We start from the raw sequence: 18750 nt of genomic DNA, 5'->3' as shown, positions 1-18750 counted from the left end.
ATCACCGCACCCCCCATGGAAGGAATCCCGTGCGCGCACCCCGCAGCCGCGCGACGGCCGCTCTCGTCTCCGCGGCCGTCGCAGTCCCCGTCCTCCTCGCCGCCGCACCCCAGGCGGGCGCGCAGGGCGCCCCCAAGCCGCACCCGACGACCCAGGAGCAGAAGGCGAAGAAGCTCGCCAAGAAGCTCGTGGCGACGTCGTCCGGCAAGAGCGCCTACCGCCACCTGGAGAAGTTCCAGGAGATAGCGGACAAGAACGGCGGCAACCGCGCCGCGGGCACCAAGGGGCACAAGGCCTCCACCAAGTACGTGTACGACCGCCTGAAGAAGGCCGGTTACAAGGTCGCGTACCAGGACTTCACGTTCTACGAGTCCGAGACCCTGCGCCAGGGCGCCGCCGTCCTGTCGCCCGAGGCCCGCAAGCTCAACGCCGTGGCCTTCGACTTCAGCAAGGCCACGCCCGAGGGCGGCATCCAGGCCCCGCTCGCCGCGGCCCGCGTCGACGACACCCCCGGCTGCGAGGCCGACGACTACACCTCCGACACCTTCACCGGCAAGATCGCGCTGGTGAAGCGCGGCACCTGCACCTTCGCCGAGAAGGAGGCCGCCGCGACCAAGGCCGGCGCCATCGGCCTGCTCCTGTACAACCACTCCGGCGACCAGCCCGTCAAGGGCAACCTGGAGACCCCGGACAACGCGCACATCCCGGCCGCGGGCATCACCCTGGCCGAGGGCGAGGCGCTCGCCAAGCAGGTTGCCCAGGGCGAGGTGAAGGTCTCCCTGGACGTCGCCACCAAGGCTGTCCCGCACAAGACCCGCAACGTCATCGCGGAGACCCGCGGCGGCCGCGCCGACCGCGTCGTCGGGCTCGGCGCCCACCTGGACTCCGTGACCGAGGGCCCGGGCATCAACGACAACGGCTCCGGCTCGGCCGGTCTGATCGAGGTCGCCGAGAAGCTCTCCAAGGCGACCAAGGGCGGCAAGAAGCTCGCCAACAAGGTCCGCTTCTCCTGGTGGTCCGCCGAGGAGCTCGGCCTGCTCGGCTCCGACCACTACGTGAAGTCGCTGACGGCGAAGCAGAAGAAGAACATCAAGCTGTACCTGAACTTCGACATGATCGGCTCGCCGAACGGCGCCGAGCTGGTCTACGACGGCGACAACTCCGACAACGTCGGCTCGGGCCCCGGCCCGAAGGGCTCCGCCCAGATCGAGAAGCTCATCAACGGCTTCCTCGACAAGAAGAAGGTCCCGCACTGGGGCACCGACTTCGACGGCCGCTCCGACTACGGCCCCTTCATCGCCGAGGGCATCCCCGCGGGCGGCACCTTCACCGGCGCCGAGGGCCTGAAGACCGCGGAGCAGGCGGCGAAGGCGGGCGGCAAGGCCGGTAAGCCGTACGACCCGAACTACCACGGCAACGGCGACACCCTGAAGAACATCGACCGCAAGATCTTCGACGTGAACGTCGACGTCATCGCCAACGCGGTCGGTATCTACGCGCAGGACCTCGGCTCGCTGAAGCGCTGACCCGGCGCGGTACTCTCCGTCCGCACGCGAACGGGGCGGGCACCTGGACCAGGTGCCCGCCCCTTTCCGCATGTCGTCCCGGTTACTCGGTGACCTTCGCGACGGTCACGGTGCCGGTGCCCGCGACGGTGCCGCGCGCGTTCAGGAGGTTCACCTCGCCGAAGAGCACCCGGCCGGAGGCGGCGGGCGTGCCCGCGACGAGCTCCGCGGCGACGGTGGCACTCTCGCCGTTGGCGAGCTTCACCGGCTTGGCCTCGTCGACCTTGACCTGGCCGAGCGACGCGGAGAAGAACACGTCACGGTAGTCGTACGCGGTCTGTCCTGACGGGATGGAGTAGCCCGCGACCTCGATCGTGTAAGTGCCGGCGGCGGGCTTGGCGATGCTCACCGATTCGTCCGAGTCGCCGTCCGCCGACTGACCCACGACCCGGCCGTCCTTGAGGACCGCGAGGTCGAGGTCGGCGCGGGCGTCCGAGGTGCCGCCGATCGCGGCGTCCAGACGCTCGGCGCCCTCGGGCACCACGACCGTCGTGGTCTGCTTCTGGCCCTGCTTGACGGTGGGCCGCGCGGTGACGGCCGAGCCGAGCGAGCCGCCCTTCAGCTTGCCGTCCACCGCGGCGTAGTCGTTCGTCGCCTTCCAGGTGACCGGGGTTGCCGCGCCGACCTTGGCCTCGTCGACCTTCTGCGGCGCCGGGGCGAAGGACACGCCGAGCGCGGACACGTCCAGCGTGTACGGGTTGTCGAGCACCGGCGACGTGCGGCGCGACTCGACCTCGATCTCCCAGACGCCCGGCGTCGGGTCCTTGTACGACCGCAGGTCGGGACGGCACGTGTTGGCCGGGTTCGGGAAGTTCGGGTAGCAGACGAGCGAGGAGGTCTCCTCGGACGGCAGGCCGTAGGGGTGCACGGAGATGAACCGCGTCTGGCTCTTGTCCGCGAGCCCGCCGAGCGCGACCTCAAGGCTCTTGGCGCCCTTGGGGACCGTCACGAAGTGCGACTTCGTGCTGTTGCGCTGCACCGAGCCCTTGGCCTGGAACGTGAACTTCGGCTTCGCGAGCTCCTTGGAGACCACCACGGTCGTCATGATCTGGTGGTCGATGCCGCGGGTGCGCTTGTCGTTCACGGTCAGCCGGGCGCTGGAGACGCCCGCCGACTTCGGCTTCGCCTCGACCTTGACCGTGACCGGCTTGTCGCGGGCCAACCAGATCGTGGACGGGTTGACGAGGCGGAACGTGCCCTCGTGGTTGTTGGCGAACTTCAGCTCGTGGCGCACCGGGCCGCGCGGTCCGGTCGTCCGGGTGACGGTGACCTTGTAGGTCTTCTTCTCGCCCGCCTTCAGGCCGCCTTCGCGGTCGTACAGACCGGTGCCGGGCTTCTTCAGCTCCTGCTCGAGCGCCGTGTCGACGGGCGCCTTCACGGTGTACTCGTGCGCCTTGGCGCCGCCCTTGATGGCGTCCCAGGCGCCCACGACGTCGATCCGCCCGGTGCCCTGCTCATAGGCCTGCACGCCGGGGATGCGGTCGGCGGTAGAGGTGAGCGCGGTGCGCAGCTTGGCCGGGGTGAGGTCGATCCGCTGCTGCTTGGCGGCGCTCAGCAGGAGCGCGGCCGCGCCCGCGGCCTGCGGCGACGACATCGACGTGCCGTTCAGCATCGAGTAGCCCGCGGGCAGCTGGTAGCCCGCCTCGGCGACCGGGCCGCCGGGCAGCCACGTCTGCGTGGTGTTGATGGCGGAGCCGGGGGCGGTGATCAGCGGCTGGAAGCCGCCGTCCTCGCGCGGACCGCGCGAGGAGAAGTTGAACATCGCGTACTTCTTCGCCACCTCGGAGCCGTAGTTGGCGGCCCAGGTCTCCTTGGAGATGGCCGCGCCCACGGAGATGACGTGGTCGGCGAGGCCCGGGTCGCCGATGGTGTTGGCACCGGGACCCTCGTTGCCCGCCGAGATCACCAGCTGCACGCCGTAGGTGTCGATGAGCCGCTTGTACAGCTCCGCACGGGCGTTGTTGCCGTCGTTGAGCGCGGGCAGGCCGCCGATCGACATGTTGACGATGTCGACGCCGCGCTTGGTGACGAGGTCGATCATGCCCTCGGTCAGCGCGACGTTGGTGCAGCCGCCGGACCAGGTGCAGGCGCGCGAGGAGACGATCTTCGCACCCGGCGCCGCGCCGTTCATCTTCCCGCCGAACAGCTTGCTGGCCGCGGTGATGCCCGCGACGTGCGTGCCGTGCTCGGACTCGATGAGGCCGATGTTCACGAAGTCGGCCTTCTTGCCGACCCAGTCGCCGCCGTAGGGGTCCGTCGGGACGTCCTTGCGGATCTCCACGACGAACGGCACGCGCTCGGCGACGTCGGTGGCCGGGTCGTCCTTGCCGAAGTAGGCGACCTGGTGCTTGTCGCCGTAGGGCTTCATCGCCTTGTCGTCGGTGAAGTCCTTGTTGTCGTTCAGGTCGACGCGGACGGTACCGGCGGCCGGGTCGTACAGCACGCCCCAGGTGTCGGTCGTGTCGCCGTCGCGGTTGAGGTCGCCCTTGGCGTCACCGCCGGTGGTGGCGGCCTCGCGGAACCGGCTGACCTGGAAGGCTCCGGCGGGCGACTTCCACGTGTCCCCGTCCCACGTGAACGTCGGCCCGCTGACGGGGTTGGTCATCCGCCGCCAGGTGGCGTCGCCGTCCACGATCGGGTCGGTCGCCGTCACCCAGTCGGTGATCTTGCGCTCGCCGGTGCTGGTCTTGCGCAGCGCCGGGTGCCCGAGGTCGACGCCCGAGTCGATGACACCGATCGTGACGCCCCGGCCGTCGGCCTTCGGGTGCTTCTTCACGAAGTCGACGGCACCGGTCTCGAAGGACGGGTTGTACGGGTTCTTGGCGGGCGTGTCCTTGCCGGGCGCGGCGGCGGCGCCCGGCGCGGGCTTGGCGCCCTTCGCGCTCTGCGGCTTCGGGTCGTCGAGCTCGATCTCGTGCCGCAGGTCGATGCCGTGCACCGAGGTGAGCTTGCTCGCCGCCTTGATCGCGGCGTCGGCCTTCGCGGTCGGCACGGAGGCGCGGACGTAGCCGAGCTTGTCGTACGTCCGGCCCACCGAACCGCCCTTGACGGCGTCCAGCTGCTCCGCGACCCGCTCGGTCGCGCCGGGCTCGGTCGCCACCATCATGGTGACGGTCTTCTCCCCCTCCGCCTTCGCGTCGGCGAGCAGCTCGGCGTCGGCCGTACCGAGCTTGGCCGCGGCCGACTTGGGCGCCGGGGCCGGGGGCGGCGTCTCGGCGGCGAAGGCCAGAGGGAGGGGCGCCGCCGCGGTCAGTGCGGCGGCGACGGTTATCGCGGTGGCGAGGCGGGCGGTGGTGCGTCTCGCTCCGCTGGGTCTGGGGGTCATCTGCATCCCTGTACGTGAATTCGAGGTGATCGAAAGGGTCCGGAAATCGGGGCCGGATGACCGCTCAGCTTTACGTAAGGGGTGAGTTTTGGGGAGGTCTGCCTGGCGTTGGTTGCGGGTGTGGCGTACTTCCGCCATACGCCATCCGGAACAAGCCGCCGCATAACGGTCTTTGCCCGCGTGGGACGCCCCAGACCCCGCTCCTCAAACGCCGGAGGGGCTGAAAGATCCAGCCCGTCCGGCGTTTGAGGACGAGGCGCGAAGCGCCGTTGCCTTTCGGGGGGGGTGACAGGGGGCGGAGCCCCATGGTTCGGGAAGGGGCGGGTCTGGGGCGTCCCACGCGGGTCAGGCCAGGTGGCCGCTCACCGGGCGTTCGCGCCACAGGGAGAGGCCCACGTCGACCAGACTGACCCGGTCCAGATCGGGCACCCCGTCGAGGGGATGCCACGCCGCCAGGTCCGTCGACCCCGACGCCTCGCTCCGCAACACACCCCCCACCACCCGCGCCTCATACACGATCCGCACCCCATGGAAGTCGGCCACGGCCCCGAGCCGCCTCGGATAGCGCCGCCGCAGCGAGTCCACGCCGAGCAGCGCCACCGGCTCCACGACGTACCCGGTCTCCTCGTCGGCCTCCCGGATCACCGTGTCGTAGGGGTCCTCCCCGTGGTCCATGCCACCCCCGGGCAGCGTCCACCGCTTGCTGCCGTCCCTCGCGACCCAGCGCGCGAGCAGCACCGATCCGTCCCGTACGCATACGGCGTAGGCCGCCACCCGGAGTTCCTTGTGCACGCGCCGACGTTAGACCGCGTACACCGGTTCGGCACGGACTGTTACCCAACTGCCGGTCACCGCTCGGGCGCGGTCCAGGTCCAGGGGCTCGCGGCGGGCGTCGACACGGCCTCGGTGAGGGTGAAGCGGACGGTGCGCTCGCCGTCGGGGCCGTAGTCGGTGCGGGCGGTTCCGGTGAGCTGGAGGGTCGTGCCGGTGGTCCAGTCGAGGAACAGCAGCCCGGCGCCGGGGTCGGCGGTGAGGTTGCCGAGGGTGAGGAACATGGCGTTGCCCGCGTAGTCCGGCCAGCTCAGTTCGCGGGCGGAGTCGACGCGGACGAAGCCGGGTTCGCCGCCCCGGTGGCTGGCTTCGGCGCCGCCGTCGCGCACGGTGGCGACGAAGAAGGTGTCGGCGGTGGCGATCAACTCCCGCTGGGCTGGGGACAGCTGGCCGGAGCGGTGCGGGGCGAGGGGAGCGGCGGCGCGGCGCGCGCCGGACAGATCCCGCCGCCGCAGGTACTTGGGGCAGTTGGCGAAGACCCGCTCCGCCTCGACGGCGAGGCCGCGCGGGGTGGGCCGGGCCCGGCCGTTGAGCCGCATCCGGCGCCGGGTGCGCGGGTCGAGCGCGAGCGTGCCGACGGGGGTGCCGGGGCGGGCGAGGGCGGCCGCGAGCGGATCGCCCGCCACCGGACCGCCCGCCACGGACATCTGGTGCGCCCCCGTGGCCCGGACGAAGCCGGGGTCGCCGGTGAGGAGCGAGGCCCACACCCGCCCGCTGTCCGGGTCCCGCGCGCCGACGACGAGCATCGGCTGGAGCGCCAGGAACGCGGCGGCGACGGGCCGGATGCCTGGCGCGATGGACCGGCCGACGTGGTCGGCGAGCTCCCGCACGCCCACGCGGTCCTGCACGGCGCGCGAGCCCTGGTGGTAGGGGTCGAATCGGGTCACGGTGGACACCCTCTCCCGCGAAGTCCGTAAGGCCTCTGTCCGTGCGGCCGCTAGAAGAACCCGCAGGTCGGCGCCGCCGAGACCGGTGCCGTGCCGCTGTCGGCGCCGGACTGGGTGAAGATCTCCAGGCGGGTGCCGTCCGGGTCGTGGAAGAAGATCCCGCCGGAGGCCGCGCCCTCGCCGTGCGGCACGACGCCCTCGTACGCGAACTCCACGCCGTACTCCCTCAGTCCGCGCTCGTGGGCGCGGACGTCGGCCACGGTGTCCACCTCGAACGACAGGTGGTGCAGGCCCGCGCGCCCGGATTCGTACGCCCCCTTCGCCTGCTGCCAGAGCGTGAGCGCGAGCGCGCCCTCGCGGCCGAGGAAGGCGAAGCGGCGCCCGTCCCCTGCCTCTTTCCCGCTTTCCCCGATCACGTCGAACCCCAGGACGTCCCGGTAGAAGGCGAGCGAGCGGTCGAGGTCGGTGACGTTCAGGCCGATGTGGCCGGTGCGCGGCGCGCTGGTCGCGGTCATGGCTCTCCCCTAGGTGCCGTGCGGCGAATGGGTCAGCCCCGAGCGGGGCTAACCGTTGAAAGTAATGTTAAAGGTTAGAGATCGACAGCGTCAACCGCTCACGTACCCTTGACTGGTTAGCGCAGAAGGGAACGCCCATGCCCGCCGTCCACGACCCCCGCCCGCTCACCGGCGAGCCCCTCTCCCTGGACCTGCTCAACACCCGCTGGATGCACGACGGCGCCCGCGAGGACCTCCTCGCCGACGCCGACGGGCTCGCGGTCTGGCTCGCCGCGAACGCCCTCGACGGGCGCTTCGCCGCCGACGCGGGCACCCTGCGGCACGTGCTGCGCGCCCGCGACGCCCTCGCCGGACTCGTCGACCTGCCGGGCAAGCCGGGCGGCGAAGCGGCGGCGGTCGCCCGCCTCGACGCGGTCCTCGCGCACGGCCGCGTCCGGGCCCGCCTGACGCCCGAAGGGCCAGCAGAGGAGGCGGAGTTCGACGACCCGTCCTGGGGCCCGGCCTGGCTCGCGGCGCGCGACTACCTGCACCTGTTGAACACCGCCCCCGACCGCATCCGCGGCTGCGCCCACGAGGCGTGCGTCCTGCACTTCTTCGACACCTCCCGCAACGGCACCCGCCGCTGGTGCTCCATGGCGGCCTGCGGCAACCGAGCCAAGGCGTCCCGCCACTACGCGCGAGCAAAAAGCCCGTCCGGCGTTTGAGGACGAGGCGCGAAGCGCCAACAAGGGGGGAGAGGGGCGCAGCCCCATCCGTACGGACGGCCGGGCGACGGCGGCAGCGCCGAAGGCTGAAGGGCGGGCGGGGGGAACTACCCCAAGACATGAACGCCGAGTGACCAACTCACCGCAACTCGGCGAGAGCCCCATGCACAGGCCACGTACACCCTGATCCACTTACGGTGATCGGCGCCACCCGTTGCGGCCTCGTTAACGCGCAGGTCACCCCCGCTGCCAACGATCCAGTACGAGCGGGGATGCCGCCGCCGGACCCGGCGGCCACGCCTCCCCGCGACCACTGCCGACGCGTTCGCACTCGGGGAGACGCGCCATGTCGCGCACACGCACGGTCGCCACGGCGACCGCCACCGCCGCCGTCAACCGCCGCGCGTTCCTCGCGGCCACCGGAGCCGTCTCCGTCTCCGCGGGCATCGGCTACGCCCTCGGCCCCGGCGCCTCAGGCTCAGGCAGCGCGGCCGCCGCCGAGCCGCCCCTCGCGCTGTCCCGGCGCGCCCCCGCCGCCCCGCTCGCCCCCTACCGCGCGGGCACCACCCTGGCCAGCACGGCGGCGCCGCGCGGCGCGAGCGGCTACCGGCGCCTCGGCGAAGGACCGGCCTGGCGGCGCGTCACCCGCGCCGACCTCGCGCCCGCACACCGCGGCCGGGAGGAACGGCGCACCCCGCTGGCCGCGTTCGTGCAGTTCACGGACCTGCACCTGGTGGACGTCCAGCACCCCTTGCGGTACGAGTACCTGCGCGCCCAGACCGCGAGCGCCTGGCGGCCCCAGGAGGCCCTGTCCGTGGCGGGCGCGGTGTCCCTCGTCGAGCGGGTCAACGCGCTGCGCGGCGCGCCCGCGACCGGCGCCCCGCTGCACTTCGTGATGACGACGGGCGACAACACCGACAACAACTCCCGCACCGAACTCGACTGGTTCCTGAAGGTGATGAGCGGCGGCCGCGTCACCCCCAACTCCGGCGACCCGCGCCACTACGAAGGCGTGCAGAACAGCGGCCTGAACCTGTACTGGCACCCCGACGCCGCCCTGCGCGACGCCGACAAGCGCCAGGGCTTCCCGCGCCTGCGCGGCTACCTCGACGCCGCGATCCGCCAGGTCAACAGCCCCGGCCTGAACCTCCCCTGGTACTCCACCGTCGGCAACCACGACGGCCTGCCCGGCGGCTGCTACGCCCCCGGCGACTCCTACTTCGCCGACCTCGCCGTCGGCGGCCGCAAGCTGATGGAGCTCGACGAGGCCCGGGGCGCCGCCCTGTGGAAGGCCGTCAAGAAGGGCCAGGACCCCAAGGGCGCCCGCTTCAAGGAACTCCTTCGGTCCGAGGCCCGGCGCATGCGGCCCGTCACCCCCGACGAGGCCCGCGCCCCCTTCACACCCGCCGAGTACGTCAAGGCCCACCTCGACCCGGCGCACACGGGCCGCGGCCCCGTCGGCCACGGCTACACGGCGGAGAACCTGGCCAATCGCACGCAGTACTACTCCTTCCGCATCACCGACGACGTCATCGGCGTCAGCCTGGACACCACCGACCCGGGCGGCCACTACGAGGGATCGATCGGAACCAGCCAACTGCGGTGGCTGGAACGGACGCTGAAAGCCGTCGAGAGGGGCGGCGACGCGTCGTACGTCATCGTCTTCAGCCACCACACCAGCCGGTCGATGCGCAATCTGCGCACCGACCCGAACCACCCGCGCGAGGCCCGGCACGGCGGCGACGAACTCACCGCGCTGCTCGGCCGACACCGCTCGGTGCTCGCCTGGGTGAACGGCCACAGCCACAAGAACGCCATCACCCCGCACGGCACCTTCTGGGAGATATCCACCGCCTCGCACGTCGACTTCCCGCAGCTGGCGCGGGTGATCGAGCTGGTCGACAACCACGACGGCACCCTGTCCCTCTTCACCACCCTGATCGAGTCCGCGGCCCCGCACCGCACGGACTTCGCCGACCTGTCCCAGACCGGCCTCGCCGCGCTCTACCGCGAACTGGCCTTCAACGCCCCGGGCGCCAAGCCCGCGCTCGGGGGCGAACCGGGCGACCGCAACACCGAACTCGTGCTGCGCAAGGGCTGAAACCAGCCCAACCGCCGAAGAGTCCTCAACCCCCGCCCCCGGCGGCGGGTCCCTTCAGCCGATTCGCCGGTGATCGGCGCAAGCGCCGCACACCAGAGCGGCACGGACAGCACGGGGGGACCCTTCATGAACGCACGCGTCTTGAACGTACGGACGAGCCTGGCGGGCGCGGCCACGGCGGTGGCCCTGGCGGCGGGGGCCCTCGCCGCCCCAGCCGCCGCGGCTCCCGCGACCGGGGCGCACGCGGGGCACCACGACGCCACCGAGCGCGCCCTGAACGCGGCCGTCCACCGGCTCGCACCCGGCGCCACCGCCCAGGCCAGGGACGCGGGCGGCACCTGGAACGCCGCCGCGGGCGTCGGCGACCTGGACAAGCGCACCCCGCGCGGCACCCACGACCACTTCCGCGCGGCCAGCATCACCAAGACGTTCACGGCGACGGTGGCGCTCCAGCTCGCGGCCGAGGGGAAACTCGACCTGGACGACACGGTGGGCCGGTGGCTGCCGGGCCTGGTCGAGGGCAACGGCTACGACGGCGACCGGATCACCCTGCGCCAACTCCTCAACCACACCAGCGGAATCTTCGAAGTGGCCGAGGACGAGGACTTCCTGAAGCGCGTCGCGGGCCGCGCCTTCCTCAAGCACCGGTACGACACCTGGACGCCCCAGCAGCTCATCGAGATCGCCCTGCGCCACCAGCCGTACGGCGCGCCCGGCGAGGTCTTCCACTACTCCAACACCAACTACGGAATCCTCCAGCTCGTCATCGAGAAGGCCACCGGACGCGGCTACGGCGACGAGATCCGCCGCCGCGTCATCGGCCCCCTGAAGCTGCGGCACACCTACGTCCCGCACACGCGGCCCACCATGCCGAAGCCCAGCAGCCGCGCGTACATGCTGTTCGTCGACGAGAGCGACGAGAAGCTCCACGACGCGACGGAGCTCAACCCGTCCCTGTTCGGCGCGGCGGGCTCGATGATCTCCACGTCGGCGGACCTGAACCGCTTCTACGGCGCCCTCCTCGGCGGCAGGCTCCTGCCCGCCGAGCAGCTGGCCGAGATGAAGAAGACCGTCGCCAAGGGGGACGAGGCGCGGATGCGCTACGGCCTCGGCCTGGAGAGCCTGAAGCTGTCCTGCACGACCGTCTGGGGCCACCTCGGCGACATCCACGGCTCGACGTCACTCGCCATGGCCAGCGAGGACGGCCGCCACGCGCTCGCCGTCAACTTCAACGGTCCCGACGCCGACCGTGACTCCGTGGCCGAAGCGGAGTTCTGCGGTGCGTAGGGGCTGAGAGGCCGGTCCTTCGGCCGCCGCCCCGGCCGACGAAGGGACGCGAGCCATGAAGGTGTCCGGGCGCCGCACGCCGAAGCGCCGGAGCGCGCTGCGGTCGGCCGCGGTGGTCGCGGTGACGGCGGGCGCCCTGGCGGGCCCGGCGCTCGCCACGCCCGCCGCGGCCGAGCGCCACCAGGGGACCCGGGCCGCCCTGGCGGCCGCCGTCCGCGGCGGCGTCCCGGGCGTGAGCGCCCACGCCCGGGACCGGCACGGCTCCTGGAGCGCCGCCGCGGGCGTCGGCGACCTGAGGAGGCAGACGCCGCGCGGCGCGCACGACCGCTTCCGCGCGGCCAGCATCACCAAGACGTTCGTGGCGACGGTGGTGCTCCAACTGGCGGCGGAGGGACGGCTCGACCTGGACGACACGGTCGGCCGGTGGCTGCCGGGCCTGGTCGAGGGCAACGGCCACGACGGCGACCGGATCACGATCCGCCAGCTCCTCAACCACACCAGCGGAATCTTCGACTACACCGACGACCCCGACGTCCTGCGCCGGTACTACACCCCGGAGTTCCGCCACCACCGCTTCCGCACCTGGCAGCCCGCCGACCTCGTCGCGATCGCCCTGCGCCACCGGCCCGCCTTCGCACCCGGCGAGGGCTGGGGCTACTCCAACACCAACTACGTCGTCACCGGCATGCTCATCGAGAAGGTCACGGGACGGTCGTACGCGCGGGAGATCCACCGCCGCCTCATCGGCCCCCTGCGCCTGCGGGCCACGTCGACGCCCGGCACCGCGCCCACCCTGCCCCGGCCGAGCTCGCGCGCGTACGCGAAGCTGTCCGACGACCCCAAGGGCACGACGTACGACGTCACGGAGCTGAACCCGGCGGTGGCGGGCGCCTCCGGCGACCTGATCTCCAACGCGGCGGACCTCAACCGCTTCTACACGGCCCTGCTGCGCGGCACGCTCCTGCCCAGGCGGCAGCTCACCGAGATGAAGACGACGGTCCGCGCCAAGAACGCGCGCTACGGCCTGGGCCTGCTCCGCCTGGAACTGCCCTGCGGCACGGTCGTCTGGGGCCACGGCGGCGGCATCCACGGCTCGGTCACCCTCGCCCTCACGACGACGGACGGCACCCACGCGCTCGCGTTCAACTTCAACGGCGACTGGTCACCGGGCCACGAGGAGATCGTGAACGCGGAGTTCTGCGGGGGCGGGTGAGCCGGTCTGGACAGGAGCGCCGGACGGGCAGTTCCAGCCCGTCCGGCGCTTGAGGACGAGGCGCGAAGCGCCAACGAAGGGGGGAGAGGGGGCGAAGCCCCCAGCCGTGCGGGCCCGCCGAGGCCAGGGGGCCCGCCCAGGCCAGGGGGCCGACTACCGGGGCAGCACCGCGACATACGCCGCCGGTTCCCGGTCACCCGCCGCCATCAGGGCCGTCCTCACCACCGCGGCCTGCTGCTCCGCGGTGTCCCGCAGCTTCTTCGGGGTGATGTGGACCACCGTGATGCCGAGCCGCTCCAAGTGCTCGCGCTTGCGGGCGTACTCGGACCACAGCGCGTCGTCCTCCGGGCTCTCCTTGAAGTCCGGACGGCCCGGATGACCCGGACGGCCCTGGCGGTGCTGGCGGGGCGCCCGCGTGTCCAGCTCCACGGCCACCGCCTGGTCCGGCCAGTAGGCGTCCACGCCACCCAGGTGAGGGCCGCCGGGAAGCCGCAGGTCCACGTTCCACAGCGGGTCGGGCAGGCCGTGGTCCCGCACCAGCGCGTACAGGCGGCTCTCGGCGATCGCACGGCCCTCGGCGAGCAGCGAGTCCACGGCGTCCACCACGTGCGGGCGGCTGAGCAGCCGCGCCCGGTTCAACTCGCGCACCACGGCGGCCGGTTCGCAGTGCCCGCCGCGCACCGCCTCGGTGAGCAGCCGCCGCACCGCGCCCGCGTCGGCGAGCCTCGCCACCGCGTCGGCGAGCGCGCGCGGCACCGGCGCCACCGGCACCCCGGTGACCTGCTGCGGTGTCGGAAGGGCGGGCGCGCGCACCAGGCGGACGCAGCCTGTGGAGCGCAGCCGCCGGGTGCGCGGGACGAGGACGTCGATGTGGTCCAGGGACAGCAGCGGCGGCGTGGCGGAGAAGCGGTGCAGGGTCAGCGCGGCGAGGCCGGTGATCATCGCGTCGGCGTAGGCGGCGTGCGGCTCGCCGGGGCGCGGCTGCGCCGGAATTCCCCGGCTCGGCCCGGCCGGTGGCCGCCCGGCGTACAGCAGCGCGCCGTGCAGCCGCTCCTCGCTGGTGGGCGGTCCTGGGTGGAGCAGGTAGACGCCGGGAAGGAGTTGCTGCCAGGGGCCGCCCTGACGGCAGTGCGCGATGACGTCGGCGGCGCCGACGCCGTGGTCGCGCAGTTGGGCGGCGCTCATGACGCGGCGCTGGACGTCGGCGAGGTGGCGCAGCGGGCGGGGGGAGAGCGGGGTGTTGTGGTTCATGCCGTGCCCATTCCCACCGCTGTTCCGCCCCCTAACCGCTGTTACCGTCCCGTCGACAAAGCAGGACAAGCCCGTCCTAAAGTACGGGAGTTCGAGTACCGAAAAGGTCTGGTTCGGGGGTGGTGCGAGGCGGATGGGGGGCGTCCGCATTCTTGTGGCACGCCCTTGTGGACGGGCGACACCGTTGTCATACTCGGCGCGATACTTGGCATGGACGCGACGTGACCCGTCGGTCGTTCGTGCCGCGAACCGGTAACTCCCCCGGAGCCGCGTCCGCCATGGACGGCTCCATCCCCCCATGGAGGTACTGAGTGTCCACCCGACGCACCCACCGAGCACGCACCCGACGCCTCGTCCTCACCGGAGTCGGCGTCGCCGCCCTCGTCGCCGGCACCCTCACCACGGCGGCCGCCAGCTCCGCGGCTCCGGACCCCACTCCGGACACCGTGAGCGCCACGGCGGCGGGCAAGCTCGCCGACTCCCTGACCGGCTCCACGAGCCGCACGGCGGGCGCCTATTACGACGCCGCCGCCAAGAAGCTCGTCGTCAACGTCCTCGACGAGGCCGCGGCCGGCCGGGTCCGCGCCGCCGGCGCCGAGCCGAGGACCGTCACCCACTCCCAGGCCCAGCTCGAACGCGTCCAGCGGGACTTGGACGAGCGAGCCGTGCCCGGCACCTCACGCGGCCTCGACCCGGTCGCCAACAAGGTCGTCGTCACCGCCGACTCCACCGTCAAGGGCGCCGCCCTCGACCGGCTGAAGCAGCGGGTGGCGGCGCAGGACGGCAAGGCCGTCCTGGAGCGGACGGCGGGGAAGTTCCAGCCGCTGATCCGCGGCGGCGACGCCATCTACAGCTCCAGCGGCCGGTGTTCGCTCGGCTTCAACGTCGTCAAGAACGGCCAGCCGTACTTCCTCACCGCGGGCCACTGCGCCGCCCTCGCGGGCACCAGCTGGTCCGAGACCCAGGGCGGCCCGGTCATCGGAGTGGTCGAGGACTACGGCTTCCCCGGGCGCGACGACGCCATCGTGCGCTACACCGCGAACGTGGCGCACCCGAGCGAGGTCAACCTCTACAACGGCGGCTCCCAGCAGATCACCGGGGCCCGCCAGGCCGTCGTCGGCGAGCGGGTGCAGCGCAGCGGCAGCACCACGCAGCTGCACGGCGGCACCGTGCAGCGGCTCAACGTCTCCGTCAGCTACCCGCAGGGCACCGTCCGCGGACTGATCCAGACCAACGTCTGTGCCGAGCCCGGGGACAGCGGGGGCTCGATGTTCGCGGGCACCAGCGCGCTCGGGCTGACCTCCGGTGGCAGCGGGAACTGCTCCAGCGGCGGCCAGACGTTCTTCGCGCCGGTCGTCGACGCGCTGTCTCGCTACGGGGCGCAGATCGGCTGACGCCTGGTTTCCAGTCCCGGGGTGCCCCCGGGTAGCCCCGGACGGTCCGGGCAGCCCCCGGGCCGGGGTCGGTTGTCGGCCTCGGCCCGGGGGCGCTCGGTGCTCCGCTGGATCTGCCGCGTCATGCCGTCTGGAGTCCGCGGGTTCGTTGTGGCTGGTCGCGCAGTTCCCCGCGCCCCTTCGGGGCGCGGCCCGAGTGGCGCCTACGCGGCCGCGTCGCAGTCCTGGGCGCGTAGGGCGCGGGCCAGGTCGTCCCGGGACTCCAGGACCAGGCGGCGCAGGGCCGGTGGGGCCGAGGCGTGGGTGGACAGCCAGGTGTCGGCCGCGGCCAGCGTGGCGGGGCTGTCCTGGAGGTGCGGGAACAGACCCCGTACGACATCCATGCCGATCTGGATGGAACGCTCGGCCCACACGCGCTCGATCGCCTCGAAGTACTTCGGCGCGTACGCGGCGGTGAGCTCCCGCTGGGAGGGCTGGGCGAAGCCCGCGATCGTCGCCTCCACCAGCGCGTTGGACAGCGCGTCCGACTCCACGACGGAGGCCCACGCCTGGTCCTTCACCGCCGCCGAGGGGCGCGCGGCGAGGCAGCGGACCTGGTGGCGCTTGCCGGACGCCGTGTCGTCCCGGGCGAGCTCCGCCGTGAGCTCCTGCTCGTCGGCCAGGCCGCGCACGGCGAGCGGGTGCTGGAACGCCCAGCGCAGCTCCTGGTCCACCTCCAGGCCGTCGATCTTGGCGGTGCCCTCCAGGAGGCCCTGGAGGAGCTGGAGGTCGGCCTCCGAGGAGGCGACGGCGGCGAAGAACCGCGCCCAGGTGAGCTGGTGCTGGCTGCCGGGCTCGGCGATCCGCAGTTCCCTGAGCGCGCCCTCGGCGAGCAGCCGGCCGCCCTCCTCGCGCCAGGCGGGCGCGGCGTAGTGCGTCAGGGCGGTGTTCGTCCAGGCGTGCAGCATCTGCAGGACGCCGATGTCGGTCTCGCGCCCGGCGAAGCGCAGCACCAGGTCCACGAAGTCCCGCGCGGGCATGAGGGCGTCGCGCGTGAGGCTCCACAGCGCCGACCAGCACAGGGCCCGGGCGAGGGGGTCGGTGAGCTCGCCGAGGTGCTCGCGCAGGGTCGCGAGCGAGGTCTCGTCGAAGCGGATCTTGCAGTACGTCAGGTCGTCGTCGTTGACCAGGACGAGCGCGGGCGCCTCGGCGCCGACGAGCTCCGCGACCGTGGTGTGCGGGCCCTCGACGTCGACCTCGGCGCGGGCGTACCGCACCAGGTCGCCCGCGTCCGAGCGGTGGTACAGGCCGACGGCCACGCGGTGCGGGCGCAGGGTCGGGTGGCTCTCGGCCGCCTCCTGGAGCACGGCGAGCTCCGTGATGCGGCCCTCCGCGTTCAGGGTGACCCGCGGGGTGAGGGAGTTGACGCCCGCGGTCTCCAGCCAGGCCCGCGACCAGGCCGTCATGTCACGGCCGCTGGTCTCCTCCAGGACCGTGAGCAGGTCCCCGAGGACGGTGTTCCCGTACGCGTGCCGCTTGAAGTAGCGGCGGGCGCCCTCCAGGAACGCGTCCCGCCCGGCGTAGGCCACGAGCTGCTTGAGCACCGACGCGCCCTTGGCGTACGTGATCCCGTCGAAGTTCAGCTTGGCGTCCTCCAGGTCGCGGATGTCGGCCGTGACCGGGTGGGTGGAGGGCAGCTGGTCGGCGCGGTAGGCCCACGCCTTGCGGTTGTTGGCGAAGGTGATCCAGCCGTTGGTGAAGCGGGTCGCCTCGACCATGGAGAAGGAGCCCATGAAGTCGGCGAAGGACTCCTTGAGCCACAGGTCGTCCCACCAGCGCATGGTGACCAGGTCGCCGAACCACATGTGCGCCATCTCGTGCAGGATGACGTTGGCCCGGCGCTCGTAGGACGCCTGGGTCACCTTGCCGCGGAAGATGAACTCCTCGCGGAAGGTCACACAGCCCGGGTTCTCCATCGCGCCCAGGTTGTACTCCGGCACGAAGGCCTGGTCGTACTTCCCGAAGGGGTACGGGTAGTCGAAGTGGTCGTGGAAGAAGTCCAGGCCCTGCTTGGTGACGAGGAAGACGTCGTCCGCGTCGAAGTGCTTGGCCAGGCCCTTGCGGCACAGGGCGCCGAGGGGGATCTCCAGGCGGGTGCCGTCCTCGAGGACGCGCTCGTAGGAATCGGTCACGTAGTGGTACGGGCCCGCGACGATCGCCGTGATGTACGTCGAGATGGGCTTGGTCTCGGCGAACTGCCAGACGCCGTCGGCCTGCTCCCCGGCGCCGTTGCTCCACACCGTCCAGCCCTCGGGGGCCTGCGCGGAGAAGCGGAAGGGGGCCTTCAGGTCGGGCTGCTCGAAGTTCGCGAAGACGCGGCGGGAGTCCGCGGGCTCGTACTGCGTGTACAGATAGACCTCGCCGTCCTCCGGGTCGACGAAGCGGTGCATGCCCTCGCCGGTGCGGCTGTAGGCGCACTGGGCGTCCACCACGAGCTCGTTCTCCTCGCGCAGGTCCTCCAGCGCGATCCGGGAGCCGTCGAAGACCTCGGACGGGTCCAGGTCCTTGCCGTTCAGCGACACGGCCGTCACGCTCGGTGCGATCAGGTCGGCGAAGCTCGCCGCGCCCGGCTCGGCGCAGCGGAAGCGGATCGTGGTGACGGAGCGGAATGTGCGCGGCTCCTCGCCGTCGCTGGCGCCGACCGCCGAGCGCAGGTCGAGGAAGACCTCGTACCCCTCGACGGACAACAGCGCGGCCCGCTCCTGGGCCTCGTCGCGGGACAGATTCTCACCGGGCACGGGCGGCACTCCCTCGTGGCTCGCATGACTCGTTCGAATGCCTCTGATCCTCGCACGTGGCCCGGTCGGCGGACATCCGGGAATGCCCTGCCGCACCCCCGGCGTTGCCCTGGCCAGGCTCCGAACACATTCCCTAGGGAGAGACATGTCCAAGACCCCTGCCGAGTCCGGTGCGAAGACCCCCGTCGACTTCTGGTTCGACCCGCTGTGCCCGTGGGCCTGGATGACCTCGCGCTGGGTCCTCGAGGTGGAGAAGGTCCGCGACATCGAGGTCCGCTGGCACCTGATGAGCCTCGCCGTCCTGAACGAGGACAAGCTCGACGAGCTGCCCGACGAATACCGCGAGTTCATGGAGACCCAGGCCTGGGGCCCGGTCCGGGTCGTCATCGCCGCCCAGCAGGAGCACGGCGCCGAGGTGCTCGGCGACCTGTACACCGCGCTCGGCACCCGCTTCCACAACCAGGGCGAGGGCCCCACCAAGGAGGCCGTCGCGGGTGCCCTGAAGGAGGTCGGCCTGCCGGACTCCCTCCTTGACCACTGGGACTCCACGCCGTACGAGGCCGAGCTGCGCGCCTCCCACCACGAGGGCATCGAGAAGGTGGGCCAGGAGGTCGGCACGCCCGTCATCGCCGTGCCCGGCGCGGACGGCGAGCAGGTCGCCTTCTTCGGCCCGGTCGTCACGCCCGCCCCCAAGGGCGAGGCCGCGGCCCGCCTCTGGGACGGCACGCTGCTCGTGGCGTCGACGCCGGGCTTCTACGAGATCAAGCGCACGCGCACGCAGGGTCCCATTTTCGACTGATGTCGACGGACGGCTTCGGCTGAGGGCCGGGCGAAGCGCGCGAAAAGGCCCCCGCGAGTCACGTCCTCGCGGGGGCCTTTCCGCTATCCGCCTGCCGACGC

Annotated in this window: 13 protein-coding genes; 7 read left to right on the top strand and 6 right to left on the bottom strand. The window is 72.2% G+C overall.

Features of this window, described 5'->3' with window-relative positions; all coding sequences use genetic code 11:
- The first annotated feature begins 29 nt into the window (after positions 1-29).
- Positions 30-1526 carry a M28 family peptidase gene (locus tag AC07A4_RS08935; protein WP_478595006.1) on the top strand — a complete coding sequence of 499 codons (1497 nt, stop codon included), beginning with the start codon at positions 30-32 and terminating at the stop codon, positions 1524-1526.
- A gap of 82 nt (positions 1527-1608) precedes the next feature.
- On the opposite strand, the gene AC07A4_RS08930 is transcribed toward AC07A4_RS08935, so the two are convergent.
- The 4 genes from AC07A4_RS08930 to AC07A4_RS08915 all read right to left on the bottom strand — a co-directional run bounded on the left by AC07A4_RS08930 (position 1609) and on the right by AC07A4_RS08915 (position 7123).
- Complete coding sequence (locus AC07A4_RS08930) at positions 1609-4890, bottom strand: S8 family serine peptidase (RefSeq protein WP_478595004.1); 3282 nt, start codon at positions 4888-4890, stop codon at positions 1609-1611.
- 345 nt (positions 4891-5235) lie between these two features.
- Positions 5236-5682 carry an NUDIX hydrolase gene (locus tag AC07A4_RS08925; protein WP_478595003.1) on the bottom strand — a complete coding sequence of 149 codons (447 nt, stop codon included), beginning with the start codon at positions 5680-5682 and terminating at the stop codon, positions 5236-5238.
- Between the two features lie 56 nt (positions 5683-5738).
- Positions 5739-6617 carry a pyridoxamine 5'-phosphate oxidase family protein gene (locus tag AC07A4_RS08920; RefSeq protein WP_478595001.1) on the bottom strand — a complete coding sequence of 293 codons (879 nt, stop codon included), beginning with the start codon at positions 6615-6617 and terminating at the stop codon, positions 5739-5741.
- A gap of 41 nt (positions 6618-6658) precedes the next feature.
- The gene (locus AC07A4_RS08915; protein WP_478594998.1) at positions 6659-7123 is read right to left on the bottom strand and encodes a VOC family protein; all 465 of its coding nucleotides are present in this window, start codon (positions 7121-7123) and stop codon (positions 6659-6661) included.
- Between the two features lie 137 nt (positions 7124-7260).
- On the opposite strand from AC07A4_RS08915, the gene AC07A4_RS08910 reads away from it, so the two are divergent.
- From AC07A4_RS08910 to AC07A4_RS08895, 4 genes are all read left to right on the top strand, one after another.
- On the top strand, positions 7261-7827 hold the full coding sequence (locus AC07A4_RS08910; protein WP_478594996.1) for a CGNR zinc finger domain-containing protein: 567 nt from the start codon (positions 7261-7263) through the stop codon (positions 7825-7827).
- Positions 7828-8173: 346 nt separating this feature from the next.
- Entirely contained in the window at positions 8174-9928 is a 1755-nt protein-coding gene (locus tag AC07A4_RS08905; protein ID WP_478594993.1) for a TIGR03767 family metallophosphoesterase, read from the top strand.
- A gap of 126 nt (positions 9929-10054) precedes the next feature.
- Complete coding sequence (locus tag AC07A4_RS08900; RefSeq protein ID WP_478594991.1) at positions 10055-11215, top strand: serine hydrolase domain-containing protein; 1161 nt, start codon at positions 10055-10057, stop codon at positions 11213-11215.
- 55 nt (positions 11216-11270) lie between these two features.
- On the top strand, positions 11271-12428 hold the full coding sequence (locus tag AC07A4_RS08895; RefSeq protein WP_478594989.1) for a serine hydrolase domain-containing protein: 1158 nt from the start codon (positions 11271-11273) through the stop codon (positions 12426-12428).
- 153 nt (positions 12429-12581) lie between these two features.
- Here AC07A4_RS08895 and AC07A4_RS08890 read toward each other — a convergent pair whose 3' ends face one another.
- On the bottom strand, positions 12582-13679 hold the full coding sequence (locus AC07A4_RS08890; RefSeq protein WP_478594986.1) for a hypothetical protein: 1098 nt from the start codon (positions 13677-13679) through the stop codon (positions 12582-12584).
- A 311-nt stretch (positions 13680-13990) separates the two neighbouring features.
- Between AC07A4_RS08890 and AC07A4_RS08885 the strand changes: the two genes are divergently transcribed.
- A complete protein-coding gene (locus AC07A4_RS08885) occupies positions 13991-15073 on the top strand; it encodes a S1 family peptidase (RefSeq protein WP_478594984.1) in 1083 nt (360 codons plus the stop codon).
- A 203-nt stretch (positions 15074-15276) separates the two neighbouring features.
- On the opposite strand, the gene pepN is transcribed toward AC07A4_RS08885, so the two are convergent.
- A complete protein-coding gene (gene pepN / locus AC07A4_RS08880) occupies positions 15277-17850 on the bottom strand; it encodes an aminopeptidase N (protein ID WP_478594982.1) in 2574 nt (857 codons plus the stop codon).
- Between the two features lie 145 nt (positions 17851-17995).
- Between pepN and AC07A4_RS08875 the strand changes: the two genes are divergently transcribed.
- The gene (locus AC07A4_RS08875) at positions 17996-18649 is read left to right on the top strand and encodes a mycothiol-dependent nitroreductase Rv2466c family protein (RefSeq protein ID WP_478594981.1); all 654 of its coding nucleotides are present in this window, start codon (positions 17996-17998) and stop codon (positions 18647-18649) included.
- Positions 18650-18750: the final 101 nt, after the last annotated feature.

Source organism: Streptomyces sp. NPDC043996, from assembly GCF_056435225.1.
Note: the sequence above shows the minus strand (reverse complement) of the source record. Positions and strands in the feature narration are given on the sequence as shown.